The organism is Achromobacter sp. EG18, from assembly GCF_059759395.1.
Genome location: NZ_CM186213.1, coordinates 4,304,750 through 4,321,747, shown reverse-complemented (window position 1 = coordinate 4,321,747; position 16,998 = coordinate 4,304,750). Strand labels below are relative to the sequence as shown.

The following is a 16,998-nucleotide window of genomic DNA, read 5'->3' as shown; positions in this document are numbered from 1 at the left end:
CTCCTTGGTCTTAGAGGGCGCCGGCGGCTGCGGCGGCGGCCGGCGTGGCGAGAAACTGGCGGACGGCCTCGATCTGCGGCGCGACGTTCAGCGCCGGCGCGTGGCCGCAGTCCGGAAAGTCGATGCGCCGCGCGCGCGGGCCGCGGCGGGTCATGGCATCGGCGACCTCGGGCAGCAGCAGGTCCGAATCGGTGCCGCGCAGCAGCAGCAGCGGCATGCGCAGCGTGTCGTATTCCGCCCAGCGTTCATAGTCCGCCGGGTGGTGGTGGAACTGGCCGACGATGGCCGGATCGTAGTGCGCCGTGACCCGGCCGTCGGGCAGGCGCCGCATCGAAGTCTCGGCCATGCGGCGCCATTGCTCGTCGCTCTGCCAGCCATATGGCTTGTAGGCGGCGCGCAGCCAGGTTTCCAGTTCGGTGACGGTGTCGAAGGCCGGCGGGTTGCCGGCATAGGCCAGGATGCGGTCAATCGCCGGCTGCGGCAGCGACGGTCCGATGTCGTTGACCACCAGGTGCGAGATGCGGTCCTTGAGCGTGGTGGCGGCGGCGTACATGCCGGTGGCGCCGCCCATCGAGGTGCCGACCCAGCGCACGCGGTCCAGCCCCAGGCCGTCGAGCAGGGCGCGCGCCAGCCGGGCGTAGAAATCCAGCCGGTACTCGGCCACCGGATCGGGACTCCATTGCGACAGGCCACGGCCGATCGTGTCCGGGCAGATGATGCGGTAGTCGCCGGCCAGCGCCTGCGCCAGCTCGTCGAAGTCGCGGCCGGTGCGGGCCAGGCCGTGCCACATGATGAGCGCGGGGGCGTCCGGACGGCCCCATTCGGTGTAATGCAGCTCGCGGCCCTCGCAGCGCAGATAGCGCGAAGCCGGCGTGTGGCGAGCGGCCTGTGCGGGCGCGTTGGCCATGGGTCTCCTCCCGGGTGGTCCAGGTTGTATGCTTGTGGCGCTGACTATAGACTTGCGCGAGGCGCCGCCACAATGCGCCGGACCGCCCGCGACAGGGTGAGTCAAGAATATGTAGACGCAGGGTCACGAGCACCCCGACCCCCGCGAACCAGGAGACCGCGCCATGCCCGATACGGAATTCGCCACTTCGGCCATCGCCGGCGCCGATCGGTACGAGCAATGGCGCGCGGCGCTGTCGGACGCCTTCGGGCCGTTCGAGGTGCATCACGGCCAGGCCGGCCAGTTCGCCGGCCACGTGCGCTACGTGCGGCGCGCCAGCCTGCAATTCAACGACCTGCATTACCAGGGACAGAAGCTCGAACGCACCGCCGGCAACGTCTCGCGGCTGGACCAGGAGTTCTACACCTTCGGCCTGCCGTTGGCAGGGCCGCTGGCCGTGGTGCAGCAGGGGCGCGAATTCCAGGTCGAGCCTGGTTGCGTCTATCTGATGAACCAGAGCCTGCCGTACCAGGCCACCGCGCTCGGCGCCGGCGGCTATCGCAGCCTGAGCGTGTCGTTTCCGCGCAGCGCGTTGTCGCAGCGGGATTCGCGCATCGGCCCCTTCTACAAGTTGCGCGTCGACGACGGCTCGCCACGCGGTGCGATGCTGGCCAGCTACATGGATCATCTGTTCAAGGGATTGGACGGCTGGTCGCCGGCCGAGACAGCGGAGCTGGGCGAACGGCTGATCGACCTGATCGTGTTGTTCCTGGTGCAGCCGGGGCAGGGGCACGCCTCGGAAGCGGACAGCAGTGTGACGCTGGCGCATCGCCAGCGGGTGCTCGCATACATCCGTCAGCACCTGGCGGATCCGGCGCTGTCCCCGGCACGGGTGGCGCAAGGCTGCGGCGTGTCCGTGGCCTATCTGCATCGCATCATGCGCGGGGGCGGCATGTCGGTCGAATCGTTCATCTTTGACGAGCGGCTGGAGCGCTGCCGGGTTCTACTGCTGGATCCGCGCCATCGGCATCGCGGTATCGCCGAGCTGGCCTATCAGGTCGGGTTTTCGCATCCGGCCCATTTCAGCCGCTTGTTCAAGCGACGCTTCGGCGTATCCGCGCGCGAGTTGCGCGCGCGGACGTAGCGGGGGCGTCAGTCGGCTGCCGCGAGCGCGGTATCCAGATCGTCGATGATTGCGGCAGGGCTCTCGAAACCCACTCCCAGCCGGATCAGACCTGGCGGCAGCCCGGAGGCCGCCAACTGTTCCGGTGTCATCATGCCGGCCCACATCGCCGCCGGATGCACCACCAGCGTCGAGAACGACCCGAAGCTTGCCGAACGATGGGCCAGCGCAAGCGCGCCCACGACTCGCTCGGCCTGAGCCATGCCTCCAGCCACCTCGAAACTGAGAACGCCGCCGTGACCGCTCATCTGCGTTTGTGCCAGCGCCCGCTGCGGGTGGCTTTCCAGGCCGGGGTAGTGAACCGCGCAGACCGACGCGTGTGCTTCCAGGTGCCGCGCCACCGTCAGCGCCGTTTCATTCTGGCGCGCGACCCGCATGGGCAGCGTACGCAGGCCCCGCAGCACCAGCCAGGCCGCGAACGGGTCCAGCGTGGCGCCGAGCAGGTAAGCCTTTTCCCAGACGGCCTTGATGTGCCTCTCGTCTCCAACGAGCACGCCTGCCGACACGTCGCCGTGGCCGCACAGGTATTTGGTGGCGCTGTGCATGACGAGGTCGATGCCGAATTCAAGGGGGCGCTGGTTGATGGGCGACGCGATCGTATTGTCCACCAGCGTCGTGATGCCGCGTGCCCGCGCGATTTCCGCCAGCCGCGCCAGGTCGGTCAGTCGCAGCATTGGATTGGACGGGCTTTCCAGCATGAAAAGGCGGGTATTGGGCCGCACGGCCGCCGCGAACCCGGCCACGTCCGCCTGGTCCACGAAAGTCACGTCGATTCCCAGCTGCGGGGCGATGTTCTGCAATAGTCCTGTGGTGCCACCGTATAGCACGCGCTGTGCGACCACATGGTCGCCCCGCGCCGCGAACGCGAAGAGCGCCGCTGTGATGGCGCCCATGCCCGAGGCGGTCGCCAGCGCGCACTCGCCGCCTTCCAGGTCGGCCACCGCGGACTCGAACGCGCGGGTCGTCGGGTTGCCGTAGCGTGTATAGAATCCCGAATGCAGGGGCCGCGTCGCCATGTCGAGGAAGACGCTGGCCTCGTCCGTGGCGAAGCTGGCCGTCTGGTACAGCGGCGGGGCCACGGGATACGAACTTTCCGGCGGCGAAACGGCCGCCTGCGCCAAGCGGGTGTAGGAGTCGGAGTAGGGAGACATCGTCAATGACCTCGTCGGGTGATTTCAGGTCCTACGATCTTAGTGACGGCAACGCAGCTGTCTTGTCTGATCCTGCTGCGGTCGAGGGTGGCAGCCTCTATGCCGGCCTGCGCGACGGTGTGCGCGTGTGGCGCCTGGACGGCTGCGGCGCCGTGGCGACCGCGGCGCGTTTCGTGCGGCACGCGTTCCGGCCGCATACCCACGATACGTTCATGTTCGGTCTCATCGAACGCGGCGCCAAGACGTTCCAGCGCGAACGGGCCACGTATCTCGCCGCGCCGTATTCGGTATCGGTGGTCAATCCCGGCGACCTGCACACTGGGCAGCGGGCGGCCGGGGAAGAACTGCGATACCGCGCGCTGTACGTGCCGGCGCAGACCCTGTCGGATGCGGTCGGCATGGCGACGGCCGTCGGGTTCCAGTCGGGCGTGATCGAGGATGCCGGCGTTTTTCGCGCGATGGTGCATGCACATGACGCGCTGGTAGGCGGCGGAACGCGCCTGGCCCGGGACAGCCTGGTCCTGGGCGCGCTGGGCTTGCTGGCGTCGCGCCATGGCGGCGTGGCCACCGGCGACCGGACGGGCGCCGCCCGGCCCGAGATCGGGCGGGCAAGGGCATTGATCGAGGATCGCTATGCCGACGCGCTGTCGATCGCTTCGATCGCGCAGGAGGTCGCGCTGAGTCCATACCATCTGATGCGGCAATTCCGCAGGCAGGTGGGGATGCCCATGCATGCGTATCAGCTGCAGGTCCGGATAGAGCGCGCGCGGCATCTCCTGGCCAGGGGGGAGGCGCCTGCCCATGTGGCGTTGAGCGTCGGCTTCGCGGACCAGGCCCACTTTTCGAAACGGTTCAAGAGTCTGGTTGGCGCATCGCCCGCCTCGTACCAACGCGACGTGCGTCGCGATCTGTCGGGCCGTTGAGAAGGCGCGAGGCAAGAAAAAGGGCTCCCCTTGGGGAGCCCGTTCATCATCGTCGTATGGCGGTCAAATGTGCGTGATGAATTTCGTCACCAGGTAGCCGTCGAAGGTTTCGAGGCCGCCTTCGCTGCCGATGCCGCTGTCCTTGATGCCGCCGAACGGCGTCTCGGCCAGCGCGCTGCCGAAATGGTTGATGTTGACCATGCCGGCTTCCAGGCCGTTGGAGACCTTGGTGGCGGTTTGCAGCGAATTGGTGAAGACGTAGGAAGACAGGCCGAACGGCAGGCTGTTGGCGCGCGCCAGCACTTCATCGGTGTCGGTGAAGCGGACCACCGGCGCCACCGGGCCGAAGGGCTCTTCGGTCATCAGCATGGAGTTGTCGGGCAGGTCGGTCACCACCGTGGGGGCAAAGAAGAAGCCCTTGCGGTCCAGCGGGCCGCCGCCGACCACCACCTTGCCGCCATGCTTCTTGGCGTCGTCGATGAAGGCGCTCATGGCGGGTACGCGGCGCTCGTGCGCCAGCGGGCCCATGTCGGTGCCGGCTTCCAGGCCGTCGCCGACCTTGATGTTCTTGAGCACGTCGGAGAAACGCGCCAGGAATTGCTCGTAGGCGCCGTTCTGCACGTAGAAGCGGGTCGGCGAGACGCACACCTGGCCGGCGTTGCGGACCTTGAACTTGGCCAGCATGGTCGCGGCGCGATCGATGTCGGCGTCGTCGAACACCAGCACCGGCGAATGGCCGCCCAGTTCCATGGTGACGCGCTTCATGTGCGCGCCGGCCAGCGCGGCCAGCTGCTTGCCCACCGGCACGGAACCGGTGAACGACACCTTGCGCACGATCGGCGAACGGATCAGGTAGTCGGAAATCTTGGCCGGTTCGCCCCAGACGATGTTCAGGCAGCCCTTGGGCAGGCCGGCGTCGTGAAACATGCGGGCGATCGCCATGACGGCGCTGGGCGAGTCTTCCGGACCCTTCAGCACTACCGTGCAGCCGGCGCCGAGGGCGGCGGCGATCTTGCGGATGGCCTGGTTGTAAGGGAAGTTCCAGGGCGTGAAGGCGGCGCAGACGCCGATCGGCTCGCGCACCACGATCTGGCGCACGTCCGGGTTGCGCGGCGGGATCACGCGGCCGTAGATGCGGCGGCATTCCTCGGCGTGCCAGTCGGCGTGCTCGGCGCAGGAGGTGACTTCGCCGATGGCCTCGGCCAGCGGCTTGCCCTGGTCCAGCGTCATGTTGCGGCCGATTTCCTTGGCGCGCTCGCGCGACAGGGTGGCGACCTTGCGCAGGATGGCCGAACGATCCATGGGAGAAGACTTCTTCCAGGATTCGAACGCGCGCTGGGCGGCGGCTAGCGCACGGTCCAGATCCGCTTCGGTGGCGTGAGGCAGCTGGCCGAGCACTTCCAGCGTGGCCGGGTTGATGACGTCCTGGGTGCGCCTGCCCTCGCCGGCGACGAATTCGCCGTCGATATACAGCGCCAACTGTTCATACATGCCTGTCTTTCCTTGCGAAATAGGAGTGGGTAGCGATCGCAATCGCCCATGCCAGTCTAAACCAGCTTGTCCGCCACGGGGAGGGCCAATCTCCGTCGCCGGCTAGGAGCCAATGGCGGCACTTGCGCCCGGGGGGCGCCATGGACAAAATGATGCATCTTTGGAAGTCTATATAGATACCTATTGTGCAACCTGCCGATACGCGTCCATCCAGCCAGCCCAGTGTCTATTCCCGCGTCTTCTTCCGTTTCATCGACTGGCTGCGCCACCGCATCGCGCGAGCCTCCCTGGTGGGGGACCACCCGATCTTCCAGAACCGCCAGTTCCCCTGGATCGCCCGCCTCGAGGCGCAGGCGCCCGCGATCCGCGCCGAGCTGATGGCCCTGCTGGCCGAGCGCGAGCAGTTGCCGTCCTTCCATGAACTGTCCCCGGATGTCGGAATGATCACTTCCGACGACCAGTGGAAGACTTTCGTCTTCATGGGCTACGGCCTGCGCTCGGACCGCAACCTGGCGCGCTGCCCGGCCACCGCCCGGGCGCTGCGCGAGATTCCGGGCCTGCGCACCGCGTTCTATTCCATCCTCGAGCCGGGCAAGCGCATTCCGCTGCACACCGGCCCCTACAACGGCGTCCTGCGCCTGCACCTGGGGCTGCTGGTGCCGCAGCCGGCCGAACGCTGCTGGATCGAGGTGGGCGGCGAGCGCTACCACTGGAAGGAGGGCGAGGCCGTGGTGTTCGACGACCTCTATCCGCACCAGGTGCATAACGACACGGACGGCACCCGCGCGGTGCTGTTCATCGACTTCGAGCGCCCCTGTCGGGCGCCGATCCGTTGGCTGAACCGGCTGGTGCTGATGGCGGCGCCCTTCACCGACGAGATCCGGCGCGGCAAGGCCAACCACGACGCCTGGGAACGCAACTACTATCGGAATAAAACGGGGTCGGATTAAACGGGCCTACCGAACGGCGGCCAAGTGGCAGTTGTCCACAGGCACTGTCGTGTATTTGCTCTCTCTTTCACAAAGGGCTTGCGCTCAAAATCTAACCAGGATAGAATGGTCAGCTTTCCCAGATTGTCGATTGGCCTGGAACTAGCCGGGCCAACGTGTTGGGGGAATACCCGCAGGATTTCAACCCAGGGTCGTTGCGTTGCCACCAGCTGATGGTTTCAGGGCGAAAGCTCAAGACCAGCCAGCAACAAAGCAGGGCGGCTGACCTGACGGGACCAAAACTGGCAGGAATTGCAGTGTTCCCTTTTTTGGGGAAAACCGTATTTCCAGTTAAGTTGGAACAGGAAAAATCATGATCCAAATGCAGACCACGCTGGACGTGGCCGATAACACTGGTGCGCGTCATGTCATGTGCATTAAGGTGCTCGGTGGCTCCAAGCGCCGTTATGCCGGTATCGGCGACATCATCAAGGTGAGCGTCAAAGATGCGGCTCCGCGCGGACGCGTCAAGAAAGGCGAAATTTACAATGCCGTGGTGGTTCGTACCGCCAAGGGCGTGCGCCGTAAGGACGGTTCGCTGATTCGTTTCGGTGGCAATGCCGCCGTGTTGCTCAATGCCAAGCTGGAGCCCATCGGCACCCGCATCTTCGGACCCGTTACGCGTGAACTGCGTACCGAGAAGTTCATGAAGATCGTGTCGCTGGCCCCGGAAGTGCTGTAAGGAGCCCTACGATGAACAACATTCGTAAAGGCGACGAAGTCATCGTCCTGACCGGCCGCGACAAGAAGCGTCGCGGTACCGTGCTGGCGCGCGTCGATGCCGACCACGTCCTGGTCGAAGGCGTCAACGTCGTCAAGAAGCACGTGAAAGCCAACCCGATGGCCAACAACCCGGGTGGCATCGTCGAAAAGACCATGCCGATCCACATCTCGAATGTGGCGCTCTTCAACCCCGCCACCGGTCGTGGCGACCGCGTCGGCGTGCAAGAAGTCGAAGGCCGCAAGGTTCGCGTGTTCCGTTCCAATGGTGCCGTTGTCGGCGCCAAGGCGTAAGGGGCGATAGACATGTCTCGTTTGCAAGATTTCTACAAGAGCAAGGTCGCTGGCGACCTGCAGGCCAAGTTCGGCTACAAGAGCGCCATGGAAGTGCCGCGCATCACCAAGATCACCCTGAACATGGGTGTCTCGGAAGCCGTCGCCGACAAGAAGGTCATCGAGCACGCTGTCTCGGACCTGACCAAGATCGCTGGCCAAAAGCCTGTCGTGACCAAGACCAAGAAGGCTATCGCCGGTTTCAAGATCCGCGAAAACTACCCGATCGGTTGCATGGTCACGCTGCGTGGTCAACGCATGTACGAATTCCTGGATCGCCTGGTGGCGGTTGCGCTGCCTCGCGTGCGCGACTTCCGCGGCATCTCGGGTCGTGCTTTCGACGGCCGTGGCAACTACAACATCGGGGTGAAAGAGCAGATCATTTTCCCCGAAATCGAGTACGACAAGATCGACGCGCTGCGTGGGCTGAACATCAGCATCACCACCACCGCGAAGACCGACGAAGAAGCCAAGGCGCTGTTGACGGCCTTCAGCTTCCCGTTCCGTAACTAAGGGGCTGATGACGTGGCTAAACTTTCCCTCATCAATCGCGACATCAAGCGCGCCAAGCTGGCTGACAAGTTCGCCGCCAAGCGCGCTGAGTTGAAGTCGATCATCGACGACCAGTCGAAGACCGACGAAGAACGTTACCAAGCTCGGCTCAAGCTGCAACAGCTGCCGCGCAATGCCAACCCGACGCGTCAACGTAACCGTTGCGTGGTCACCGGTCGTCCGCGCGGTGTGTTCCGCAAGTTCGGCCTGACGCGCCACAAACTGCGTGAAATGGCGATGAAGGGTGAAATCCCCGGCATCACCAAGGCCAGCTGGTAGGAGAAAGAATATGAGCATGAGCGATCCCATCGCCGATATGCTGACCCGCATTCGCAATGCGCAGCAAGTGGACAAAGTTACGGTGAGCATGCCCTCCTCGAAGCTGAAGGCGGCCATTGCCGCTGTGCTGAAGGACGAAGGCTACATCGACAGCTTTGAAATCAAGGGCACCCAGGCCAAGCCTGAGCTCGAGATCACCCTGAAGTACTACGCTGGTCGTCCGGTCATCGAGCGCATCGAACGCGTTTCGCGCCCCGGTCTGCGTATCTACAAGGGCCGTACCAGCATTCCTCAGGTCATGAACGGCCTGGGCGTGGCTATCGTGTCGACCTCGCGCGGCGTCATGACCGACCGTAAGGCTCGCGCCAACGGCGTCGGCGGCGAAGTGCTGTGCTACGTGGCCTAAGGAGAAATTCGAATGTCACGTATCGCTAAGTATCCGGTCGACCTGCCCAAGGGTGTCGAAGCCGACATCAAGCAGGATCAGATCACCGTCAAGGGCCCGCTGGGTTCCCTGACCCAGGCCCTGACTGGCGACGTCACGGTTCAGTTGGACAACGGCAAGCTGACGTTTGTTGCCGCCAACGAAACCCGTCACGCCAACGCCATGTCGGGTACCGTGCGCGCGCTGGTGGCCAACATGGTCAACGGCGTGAGCAAGGGTTTCGAGCGCAAGCTGAACCTGGTTGGCGTGGGTTACCGCGCCTCGGTTCAAGGCGACGCCGTTAAGCTGCAGCTCGGTTTCTCGCACGACGTTTTGCACAAGTTGCCGGCCGGCATCAAGGCCGAATGCCCCACCCAGACGGAAATCGTCATCAAGGGCTCCAACAAGCAAGTCGTCGGCCAGGTGGCCGCTGAAATCCGCGCGTACCGCGAACCCGAACCCTACAAGGGCAAGGGCGTGCGTTACTCGGACGAACGCGTCGTCATCAAAGAAACCAAGAAGAAATAACGGCGCACGCAAGGACGAATCATGGACAAAAAAGTTTCCCGTTTGCGTCGTGCGGTTCCGACCCGCCGGAAGATCAACGAGCTGCGCGTTCATCGCCTCTCGGTTTTCCGCTCGAACCAGCACATCTACGCCAATATCATTTCGCCGGAAGGCGATCGCGTTCTGGTCAGCGCCTCGACGGTGGAAGCCGAAGTGCGCGCCCAGCTGGCTGGCCAGACCGGCCAAGGTGGCAACAAGGCCGCCGCTTCGCTGGTTGGCAAGCGCGTGGCCGAAAAGGCCAAGGCTGCCGGTATCGAACTGGTCGCTTTCGATCGCTCGGGCTTTCGTTACCATGGCCGCGTGAAAGCGCTGGCCGACGCCGCGCGTGAAGCCGGCCTGAAGTTCTAAGCGAGGATCTGTCAAATGGCTAAAGTACAAGGCAAGAACGCCGCGGAAAAAGAGAACGATGACGGCCTCCGCGAAAAGATGATCGCGGTCAACCGCGTGAGCAAAGTGGTCAAGGGTGGTCGCACCATGAGCTTTGCCGCGCTGACCGTGGTTGGCGATGGCGATGGTCGCGTCGGCATGGGCAAGGGCAAGGCGCGTGAAGTGCCGGTGTCGGTTCAGAAGGCTATGGAGCAGGCCCGTCGCGGCATGTTCAAGGTGGCCCTGAAGAACGGCACGCTGCACCACACCGTGGTCGGCAAGCATGGCGCCGCCACCGTGCTGATTTCGCCCGCTGCTGAAGGTACCGGCGTCATCGCCGGCGGCCCGATGCGCGCTATTTTCGAAGTGATGGGTGTGCGTAACGTGGTTGCCAAGAGCCTGGGCTCGAGCAACCCCTACAACATGGTTCGCGCCACGTTGAATGGCCTGCGCGCCTCCCTGACCCCGGCGGATGTTGCTGCCAAGCGCGGCAAGACCGTCGAAGAGATCCTGGGGTAAATCATGGCTCAGAAGCAGATCAAAGTGACCCTCGTGCGCTCCGTGATCGGTACCAAGCAATCGCACCGTGACACGGTTCGCGGTCTGGGCTTGGGCCGTATCAACAGCAGCCGCGTGCTGGTCGATACGCCCGAGGTGCGTGGGATGATCCGTAAGGTGGATTATCTCGTTTCCGTCTCGGAAGCCTAAGGAATCACCATGTCGGATATGCAACTTAATACGCTGAAGCCCGCCGAGGGCAGCAAGCACGCCAAGCGCCGCGTCGGCCGTGGCATCGGTTCGGGTCTGGGTAAGACCGCCGGCCGTGGTCACAAGGGTCAGAAGTCGCGCTCGGGCGGTTTCCATAAGGTTGGCTTCGAAGGCGGTCAAATGCCGCTGCAGCGTCGCCTGCCCAAGCGTGGCTTCACCCCGCTGGGTCAGCACCTGTACGCCGAAGTCCGTCTGTCGGACCTGCAAGCCGTGCCCGTCGACGAAATCGACGTGCAAGTGCTGAAGGCGGCTGGCGTGATTGGCCAGGCGGTTCGTTACGCCAAGGTCATCAAGTCGGGTGAACTCTCGCGCAAGGTCGTGCTCAAGGGCATTACCGCGACGGCTGGCGCTCGCGCCGCCATCGAAGCCGCGGGCGGCTCGCTTGCTTGATCACGAGGTGACGAGTGGCTAACGCGCAGGCATTGGGTAAAACCGGAACGCGGTACGGCGACCTCAAGCGCCGCCTCGTGTTCCTGGTGCTCGCCCTGGTGGTTTACCGTTTGGGTACACACATCCCCGTTCCGGGTATCAACCCGGACGCGCTGGCGGACTTGTTCCGCCAGAACCAGGGCGGGATCCTGGGCCTGTTCAACATGTTCTCGGGCGGGGCGCTCTCGCGCTTCTCGATTTTTGCCCTGGGGATCATGCCGTACATTTCGGCATCCATCATCATGCAGTTGATGTCGGTGGTGGTGCCGTCGCTGGAAGCGCTCAAGAAAGAGGGCGAGGCCGGTCGTCGGAAGATTACCCAATACACCCGCTACGGCACGGTCGTGCTGGCGCTGGTGCAGGCTGTGGGCATTTCGGTGGCGCTTGAGTCCCAGCAGGGACTGGTGATCGATCCGGGCATGCTGTTTCGCTTCACGACCGTCGTGACGCTGGTCACCGGCACCATGTTCGTCATGTGGCTGGGTGAGCAGATCACGGAACGCGGTCTCGGCAACGGGATTTCCATCCTGATCTTCGCAGGTATCGTGGCGGGTCTGCCCGCGGCGCTGGCTGCACTGTTGGACCTGGTCCGCACCAACGCGATGTCCGTGCTGTCGGCACTGTTCATCGTGGCTCTGGTGGTGCTGGTTACCGCTTTTGTGGTGTTCGTGGAACGCGGACAGCGCAAGATCACGGTGAACTACGCCAAGCGTCAGGTCGGCAACAAGGTCTACGGTGGTCAGAGCTCGCACCTGCCGCTGAAGCTGAACATGGCCGGGGTGATTCCGCCGATCTTCGCGTCGTCGATCATCCTGTTCCCGGCAACGATCACGAGCTGGTTCTCCAGCAGTGAGAACATGCGTTGGCTCAGCGACCTGGCCGCGGCCCTGTCGCCTCGTCAACCGCTCTACATCACGCTGTACTCGGTCGCGATCATTTTCTTCTGCTTTTTCTACACGGCTCTGGTGTTCAACAGCCGCGAAACGGCGGACAACCTGAAGAAGAGTGGTGCGTTTGTTCCGGGCATTCGTCCGGGCGAGCAAACGGCGCGCTACATCGACAAGATCCTGATGCGTTTGACGCTCGCAGGTGCCATCTACATCACGTTGGTGTGCCTGTTGCCGGAATTCTTGGTGATGCGCTGGAACGTTCCCTTCTACTTCGGTGGTACGTCTCTGTTGATTATTGTGGTGGTGACGATGGATTTCATGGCGCAGGTCCAGGCCTACATGATGTCTCACCAGTACGACTCGCTGCTCAAGAAGGCCAACTTCAAGGGCGCGGGTTTGCCGATGCGGTAAGAGAAAATGCCCAAGGACGAAGTCATTCCGATGGAAGGCGAGGTTCTTGAGAACCTCCCGAACGCGACATTTCGCGTCAAGCTTGAAAGCGGCCACGTGGTGTTGGGCCATATTTCCGGCAAGATGCGTATGCATTACATCCGGATCCTGCCGGGTGACAAGGTCAAAGTGGAGCTCACGCCCTATGACCTGACGCGAGCCAGGATAGTTTTCCGCTCCAAATGAGCGGAACCGGATTACGGAAAATTAGGAGTCAACCATGAAAGTAATGGCATCGGTTAAGCGGATCTGCCGCAACTGCAAAGTTATCAAACGTCACGGCGTGGTGCGCGTTATCTGCACCGACCCGCGTCACAAGCAGCGTCAAGGCTAACTCGGGTTAGCGACTACGCAACGGATTTATTCAAGGAACAGTCATGGCCCGTATTGCTGGCATTAACATTCCGCCGCATCAGCACGCCGAGATCGGCCTGACCGCCATTTTTGGCATCGGTCGTACGCGCGCTCGCAAGATCTGCGAAGCGGCTAACGTCCCGTTTGACAAAAAGGTCAAGGATCTGAGCGACGCTGAGCTGGAACGCGTCCGTGAACACGTTGGTGTGTTCACGGTCGAAGGTGACCTGCGTCGTGAAGTGCAGCTCTCGATCAAGCGTTTGATCGACCTGGGAACCTACCGCGGCATGCGCCACAAGCGCGGCCTGCCCGTGCGCGGCCAGCGCACTCGCACCAACGCTCGCACCCGCAAGGGCCCGCGTCGTGCTGCTGCGTCCCTGAAGAAATAATCGAGGAACTGGATTATGGCGAAAGCTTCCACCAGCGGCGCTTCGCGCGTGCGCAAAAAGGTCAAGAAGAACGTCTCGGACGGCATCGCGCACGTTCACGCTTCGTTCAACAACACCATCATCACCATCACCGACCGTCAGGGCAACGCTTTGTCGTGGGCCACGTCGGGCGGTGCCGGCTTCAAGGGTTCGCGCAAGTCGACTCCGTTCGCCGCGCAGGTTGCCGCTGAAACGGCTGGCCGCGTTGCGCTGGAATACGGCATCAAGACGCTGGAAGTGCGTATCAAGGGCCCCGGCCCCGGCCGTGAATCGTCGGTCCGCGCGCTGAACGCGCTGGGCATCAAGATCTCGTCCATCGCCGACATCACGCCCGTTCCGCACAACGGCTGCCGTCCGCCGAAGCGTCGTCGTATCTAAAGGGAATCCACATGGCACGTTATATTGGACCCAAATGCAAGCTCTCGCGCCGCGAGGGTACTGACCTGTTCCTGAAGAGCGCCCGCCGCTCGCTGGATTCCAAGTGCAAGCTGGATTCCAAGCCTGGCCAACACGGCCGCACTTCGGGTGCCCGCACTTCCGACTACGGCCTGCAGCTGCGCGAAAAGCAAAAGCTCAAGCGCATGTACGGCGTGCTGGAAAAGCAATTCCGCAAGTACTTCGCTGAAGCCGAGCGTCGCCGTGGCAACACCGGCGAAACGCTGATCCAGCTGCTGGAATCGCGCCTGGACAACGTCGTCTACCGCATGGGCTTCGGCTCGACCCGCGCCGAAGCTCGCCAGCTGGTGAGCCACCGCGCCATCGAACTGAACGGCCACACCGCCGACATCGCTTCGATGCTGGTCAAGGCTGGCGACGTCATCTCGATCCGCGAAAAGGCCAAGAAGCAAGGCCGCATCAAGGAATCGCTCGACCTGGCCACCAGCATCGGCATCCCCCAGTGGGTGGAAGTCGACACGACCAAGCTGACCGGCACGTTCAAGTCGGCCCCCGATCGCGCTGACGTCGCTCGCGACATCAACGAATCGATGGTCGTCGAACTGTACTCGCGTTAATCACGCCTGCCGGCGCCTCCTTCGCAAGGTGCTGGCGAGCTGGTTTCGCGACCGGTTTGCAAGTCTCGCAGCAGCCCGCTTTCCGCCGTTTGGCGGGGCGGGCTTTGCGGTAAGTATCGGGCGGCTTTTTGCGCTGCCCGCGTTTCACGTTTCAACCTGTCCATCAGCCTTATCGGTGTAACGAGCCGAGGGTATTGAAAAGGAACACAGTACATGTCCACTCAAGGTTTCCTGAAGCCGCGCTCCATTGAAGTCGAACCGGTCGGCACCCACCATGCCAAGATCGTGATGGAGCCGTTCGAGCGCGGCTACGGCCATACGCTGGGCAACGCCCTGCGCCGCATCCTGCTGTCTTCGATGACCGGCTACGCGCCGACCGAAGTCCAGATGACGGGCGTGGTGCACGAATACTCGACCATCCCGGGCGTTCGCGAAGATGTCGTCGACATCCTGCTGAACCTGAAGGGCGTGGTCTTCAAGCTGCACAACCGTGACGAAGTCACCCTGGTCCTGCGCAAGACCGGCGCCGGCACCGTGCTGGCCAGCGACATCGAGCTGCCGCACGACGTCGAGATCATCAACCCCGGCCACGCCATCTGCAACCTGACGGACGCGGGCAAGCTGGAAATGCAGATCAAGGTCGAAAAGGGCCGTGGCTACGTGCCGGGCAACGTGCGCGCGCTGTCGGAAGACCGCACCCACACCATCGGCCGCATCGTCCTGGACGCCTCGTTCAGCCCGGTCCGCCGCGTCAGCTACGCGGTTGAAAGCGCCCGCGTGGAACAGCGCACCGACCTGGACAAGCTGGTGCTGGACATCGAAACCAACGGCGTCATCTCGCCCGAGGAAGCGGTGCGCCAGTCGGCCCGCATCCTGATGGACCAGATCTCGGTCTTCGCCGCCCTGGAAGGCGCCGGCGATTCGTACGAAGCCCCGGTCCGCGGCACGCCGCAGATCGACCCGGTCCTGCTGCGTCCGGTCGACGACCTGGAACTGACCGTGCGTTCGGCCAACTGCCTGAAGGCCGAAAACATCTACTACATCGGCGACCTGATCCAGCGTACCGAGAACGAACTGCTCAAGACCCCGAACCTGGGTCGCAAGTCGCTCAACGAGATCAAGGAAGTGCTGGCCGCACGCGGCCTGACGCTGGGCATGAAGCTCGAAAACTGGCCCCCGCTGGGCCTGGAGCGTCCGTAAGTCTTGAAGGGTGGCGCCCCTGTCGCGGGGGCGCTTCCCGCGGCGCCCGGCCTTGCCGCCGGGCGGTTTGCGAAACCGTCGTAAAATGCACCGTTTTCCACCGGACCGCGGCCTGGTTGCAGGTCGATAGAAGAGCCGGATAACCCGATGGCGGAAACGCCTTCACTAGATTCAAAGGATACTTATCATGCGTCACGGTAATGGCTTGCGTAAGCTCAACCGCACCAGCAGTCACCGTCTTGCCATGTTCCGCAACATGGCCGTTTCGTTGATCACCCACGAAGCCATCAAGACCACGCTGCCCAAGGCGAAAGAACTGCGCCGCGTCATCGAACCCCTGATCACGCTGGGTAAAGAACCCACCCTCGCGAACAAGCGTCTGGCTTTTGCCCGTCTGCGCGATCGCGACGCCGTGGTGAAGCTGTTCGCCGAAATCGGCCCGCGCTACGCGGCCCGCAACGGCGGCTACACCCGCGTGCTGAAGATGGGTTTCCGTCAAGGCGACAATGCTCCCATGGCTTTCATGGAGCTGGTCGACCGTCCGGAAGTCGATGAGGCCGCTGAGGACAGCGCCGAATAAGTTTCGGTGTCTAGATAAGCGACAAGGGCGGGTCTTCGGACCCGCCCTTGTTTTTTTGCGCGGCGCGCGCGGGGCGCCCCGGCGGCGCAGGCGCGCCGATCGCTACGAAGCGTGCAGTTCGTCCCGCAACTGCGCGGCGGTGGCCGCCAGCGCCTCCTGGGGCGCCTGGGGCGGCATGCGGAAGGTCAGGTCCTGCTGTTCGATGTACTGCGTCGAGGTCACGTCCTGCGGATGGTGCATGGGGATCACGTGCGCATGGGTATGCGCGACGTGGATGCCGGTGAAGGCGAAGCCGACGCGATCCACGCCATACAGCCGCTTCATGTGGCGGCCCAGCTTCTGCCCCAGGTTGACGATGTGTCCGGCCAGGTCGGCGGGCATGTCTTCGTAGTACGGATAGTGCTGCTTGGGGATGATGAGCGTGTGTCCGGGGCGCACCGGCTGGATGTCCAGGAACGCCATCAGGCGGTCGTCTTCGTGGATGATGTGGGCCGGTATCTCGTGGCGGGCGATGCGGCAGAACAGGCAGTTATCGGACATGCTTGCCTCGGAGGGGGATGGGTGCGCGGTGGCCGCGGGTCCGATTGTGGGCGGACGCGGGCGGCAATATCGATAAAATACCCCGAGTTACATCCGACACGGGTAATCCCAGGAGGCTCCATGTTGCGCGATGACGACGTCGTGCTGGTCATCAGCAACGCGCCGGATCTGTTGCTGGCCAAGCGTATCGCCCACGTGCTGGTCGAAGATGGCCTGGCGGCCTGCGTGAACCTTGGCGCGCCGGGCCTGTCCATCTACCAGTGGCAAGGCGAGGTGGAAGGGGCCGAGGAAATCCCCATCCACATCAAGACCACCTACGCGCGCCACCAGGCCGTGGTCCAGGCCCTGGCGCAGATGCATCCCTACGACGTGCCCGAAATCATCGTGCTGCCGGTCATCGGCGGCGCCGCGCCCTATCTCGACTGGGTGCGCCAGCAGACGGCCGCCGTGCAGAACAAGAGAGACTGATGTTGCAACCCGCG

Annotated in this window: 26 protein-coding genes; 22 read left to right on the top strand and 4 right to left on the bottom strand. The window is 63.6% G+C overall.

What is annotated here, in order from left to right; all coding sequences use genetic code 11:
• Positions 1 to 10: 10 nt before the first annotated feature.
• Positions 11 to 907 (bottom strand): alpha/beta fold hydrolase, encoded by an 897-nt coding sequence (locus tag AC6CR5_RS19820; RefSeq protein WP_054446518.1) that lies wholly within the window; start codon positions 905 to 907, stop codon positions 11 to 13.
• A 163-nt stretch (positions 908 to 1,070) separates the two neighbouring features.
• Here AC6CR5_RS19820 and AC6CR5_RS19815 point away from each other — a divergent pair, with 163 nt between their 5' ends.
• Positions 1,071 to 2,030: an AraC-like ligand-binding domain-containing protein gene (locus AC6CR5_RS19815; protein WP_006389618.1), complete on the top strand. Its 960-nt coding sequence runs from the start codon at positions 1,071 to 1,073 to the stop codon at positions 2,028 to 2,030.
• Positions 2,031 to 2,038: 8 nt separating this feature from the next.
• On the opposite strand, the gene AC6CR5_RS19810 is transcribed toward AC6CR5_RS19815, so the two are convergent.
• Entirely contained in the window at positions 2,039 to 3,220 is a 1,182-nt protein-coding gene (locus AC6CR5_RS19810; RefSeq protein WP_006389619.1) for a trans-sulfuration enzyme family protein, read from the bottom strand.
• 62 nt (positions 3,221 to 3,282) lie between these two features.
• On the opposite strand from AC6CR5_RS19810, the gene AC6CR5_RS19805 reads away from it, so the two are divergent.
• Entirely contained in the window at positions 3,283 to 4,143 is an 861-nt protein-coding gene (locus tag AC6CR5_RS19805) for an AraC family transcriptional regulator (RefSeq protein ID WP_006389620.1), read from the top strand.
• Between the two features lie 63 nt (positions 4,144 to 4,206).
• On the opposite strand, the gene AC6CR5_RS19800 is transcribed toward AC6CR5_RS19805, so the two are convergent.
• Entirely contained in the window at positions 4,207 to 5,634 is a 1,428-nt protein-coding gene (locus AC6CR5_RS19800) for an NAD-dependent succinate-semialdehyde dehydrogenase (protein ID WP_006389621.1), read from the bottom strand.
• 185 nt (positions 5,635 to 5,819) lie between these two features.
• On the opposite strand from AC6CR5_RS19800, the gene AC6CR5_RS19795 reads away from it, so the two are divergent.
• From AC6CR5_RS19795 to rplQ, 19 genes are all read left to right on the top strand, one after another.
• Positions 5,820 to 6,584 carry an aspartyl/asparaginyl beta-hydroxylase domain-containing protein gene (locus tag AC6CR5_RS19795; RefSeq protein WP_498084856.1) on the top strand — a complete coding sequence of 255 codons (765 nt, stop codon included), beginning with the start codon at positions 5,820 to 5,822 and terminating at the stop codon, positions 6,582 to 6,584.
• A 352-nt stretch (positions 6,585 to 6,936) separates the two neighbouring features.
• Positions 6,937 to 7,305 carry a 50S ribosomal protein L14 gene (rplN, locus tag AC6CR5_RS19790; protein ID WP_006216531.1) on the top strand — a complete coding sequence of 123 codons (369 nt, stop codon included), beginning with the start codon at positions 6,937 to 6,939 and terminating at the stop codon, positions 7,303 to 7,305.
• Positions 7,306 to 7,316: 11 nt separating this feature from the next.
• Positions 7,317 to 7,637, top strand: a complete 321-nt coding sequence (gene rplX / locus AC6CR5_RS19785) for a 50S ribosomal protein L24 (protein WP_006389623.1) — start codon at positions 7,317 to 7,319, stop codon at positions 7,635 to 7,637.
• Between the two features lie 12 nt (positions 7,638 to 7,649).
• Positions 7,650 to 8,189: a 50S ribosomal protein L5 gene (rplE, locus tag AC6CR5_RS19780; RefSeq protein WP_006389624.1), complete on the top strand. Its 540-nt coding sequence runs from the start codon at positions 7,650 to 7,652 to the stop codon at positions 8,187 to 8,189.
• A 12-nt stretch (positions 8,190 to 8,201) separates the two neighbouring features.
• On the top strand, positions 8,202 to 8,507 hold the full coding sequence (gene rpsN, locus AC6CR5_RS19775; protein ID WP_006227037.1) for a 30S ribosomal protein S14: 306 nt from the start codon (positions 8,202 to 8,204) through the stop codon (positions 8,505 to 8,507).
• Between the two features lie 10 nt (positions 8,508 to 8,517).
• The gene (gene rpsH / locus AC6CR5_RS19770; protein ID WP_006216525.1) at positions 8,518 to 8,913 is read left to right on the top strand and encodes a 30S ribosomal protein S8; all 396 of its coding nucleotides are present in this window, start codon (positions 8,518 to 8,520) and stop codon (positions 8,911 to 8,913) included.
• Between the two features lie 12 nt (positions 8,914 to 8,925).
• Entirely contained in the window at positions 8,926 to 9,459 is a 534-nt protein-coding gene (rplF, locus tag AC6CR5_RS19765) for a 50S ribosomal protein L6 (protein WP_006389626.1), read from the top strand.
• 21 nt (positions 9,460 to 9,480) lie between these two features.
• The gene (gene rplR / locus AC6CR5_RS19760; RefSeq protein ID WP_006389627.1) at positions 9,481 to 9,846 is read left to right on the top strand and encodes a 50S ribosomal protein L18; all 366 of its coding nucleotides are present in this window, start codon (positions 9,481 to 9,483) and stop codon (positions 9,844 to 9,846) included.
• Between the two features lie 15 nt (positions 9,847 to 9,861).
• A complete protein-coding gene (gene rpsE / locus AC6CR5_RS19755) occupies positions 9,862 to 10,383 on the top strand; it encodes a 30S ribosomal protein S5 (RefSeq protein ID WP_006389628.1) in 522 nt (173 codons plus the stop codon).
• A 3-nt stretch (positions 10,384 to 10,386) separates the two neighbouring features.
• Entirely contained in the window at positions 10,387 to 10,572 is a 186-nt protein-coding gene (rpmD, locus tag AC6CR5_RS19750) for a 50S ribosomal protein L30 (RefSeq protein WP_006216520.1), read from the top strand.
• A 9-nt stretch (positions 10,573 to 10,581) separates the two neighbouring features.
• Positions 10,582 to 11,022, top strand: a complete 441-nt coding sequence (gene rplO, locus AC6CR5_RS19745) for a 50S ribosomal protein L15 (protein ID WP_020925824.1) — start codon at positions 10,582 to 10,584, stop codon at positions 11,020 to 11,022.
• A 14-nt stretch (positions 11,023 to 11,036) separates the two neighbouring features.
• On the top strand, positions 11,037 to 12,362 hold the full coding sequence (secY, locus tag AC6CR5_RS19740) for a preprotein translocase subunit SecY (RefSeq protein ID WP_006389630.1): 1,326 nt from the start codon (positions 11,037 to 11,039) through the stop codon (positions 12,360 to 12,362).
• A gap of 6 nt (positions 12,363 to 12,368) precedes the next feature.
• Positions 12,369 to 12,587 carry a translation initiation factor IF-1 gene (infA, locus tag AC6CR5_RS19735; protein WP_006389631.1) on the top strand — a complete coding sequence of 73 codons (219 nt, stop codon included), beginning with the start codon at positions 12,369 to 12,371 and terminating at the stop codon, positions 12,585 to 12,587.
• Positions 12,588 to 12,621: 34 nt separating this feature from the next.
• Positions 12,622 to 12,735 (top strand): 50S ribosomal protein L36, encoded by a 114-nt coding sequence (gene rpmJ, locus AC6CR5_RS19730; RefSeq protein ID WP_003806928.1) that lies wholly within the window; start codon positions 12,622 to 12,624, stop codon positions 12,733 to 12,735.
• A gap of 43 nt (positions 12,736 to 12,778) precedes the next feature.
• On the top strand, positions 12,779 to 13,144 hold the full coding sequence (rpsM, locus tag AC6CR5_RS19725) for a 30S ribosomal protein S13 (protein ID WP_006389632.1): 366 nt from the start codon (positions 12,779 to 12,781) through the stop codon (positions 13,142 to 13,144).
• Between the two features lie 15 nt (positions 13,145 to 13,159).
• Positions 13,160 to 13,561, top strand: a complete 402-nt coding sequence (gene rpsK, locus AC6CR5_RS19720; protein WP_006216516.1) for a 30S ribosomal protein S11 — start codon at positions 13,160 to 13,162, stop codon at positions 13,559 to 13,561.
• A gap of 11 nt (positions 13,562 to 13,572) precedes the next feature.
• On the top strand, positions 13,573 to 14,196 hold the full coding sequence (gene rpsD / locus AC6CR5_RS19715; protein WP_006389633.1) for a 30S ribosomal protein S4: 624 nt from the start codon (positions 13,573 to 13,575) through the stop codon (positions 14,194 to 14,196).
• A 213-nt stretch (positions 14,197 to 14,409) separates the two neighbouring features.
• Positions 14,410 to 15,396: a DNA-directed RNA polymerase subunit alpha gene (locus AC6CR5_RS19710; protein WP_006216514.1), complete on the top strand. Its 987-nt coding sequence runs from the start codon at positions 14,410 to 14,412 to the stop codon at positions 15,394 to 15,396.
• A 187-nt stretch (positions 15,397 to 15,583) separates the two neighbouring features.
• Entirely contained in the window at positions 15,584 to 15,976 is a 393-nt protein-coding gene (gene rplQ / locus AC6CR5_RS19705) for a 50S ribosomal protein L17 (RefSeq protein WP_006389635.1), read from the top strand.
• Between the two features lie 102 nt (positions 15,977 to 16,078).
• Here rplQ and AC6CR5_RS19700 read toward each other — a convergent pair whose 3' ends face one another.
• Positions 16,079 to 16,516, bottom strand: a complete 438-nt coding sequence (locus AC6CR5_RS19700) for an HIT family protein (RefSeq protein WP_498084855.1) — start codon at positions 16,514 to 16,516, stop codon at positions 16,079 to 16,081.
• A 120-nt stretch (positions 16,517 to 16,636) separates the two neighbouring features.
• On the opposite strand from AC6CR5_RS19700, the gene cutA reads away from it, so the two are divergent.
• Entirely contained in the window at positions 16,637 to 16,984 is a 348-nt protein-coding gene (gene cutA / locus AC6CR5_RS19695) for a divalent-cation tolerance protein CutA (protein WP_020925825.1), read from the top strand.
• The last annotated feature ends 14 nt before the right edge of the window (positions 16,985 to 16,998 follow it).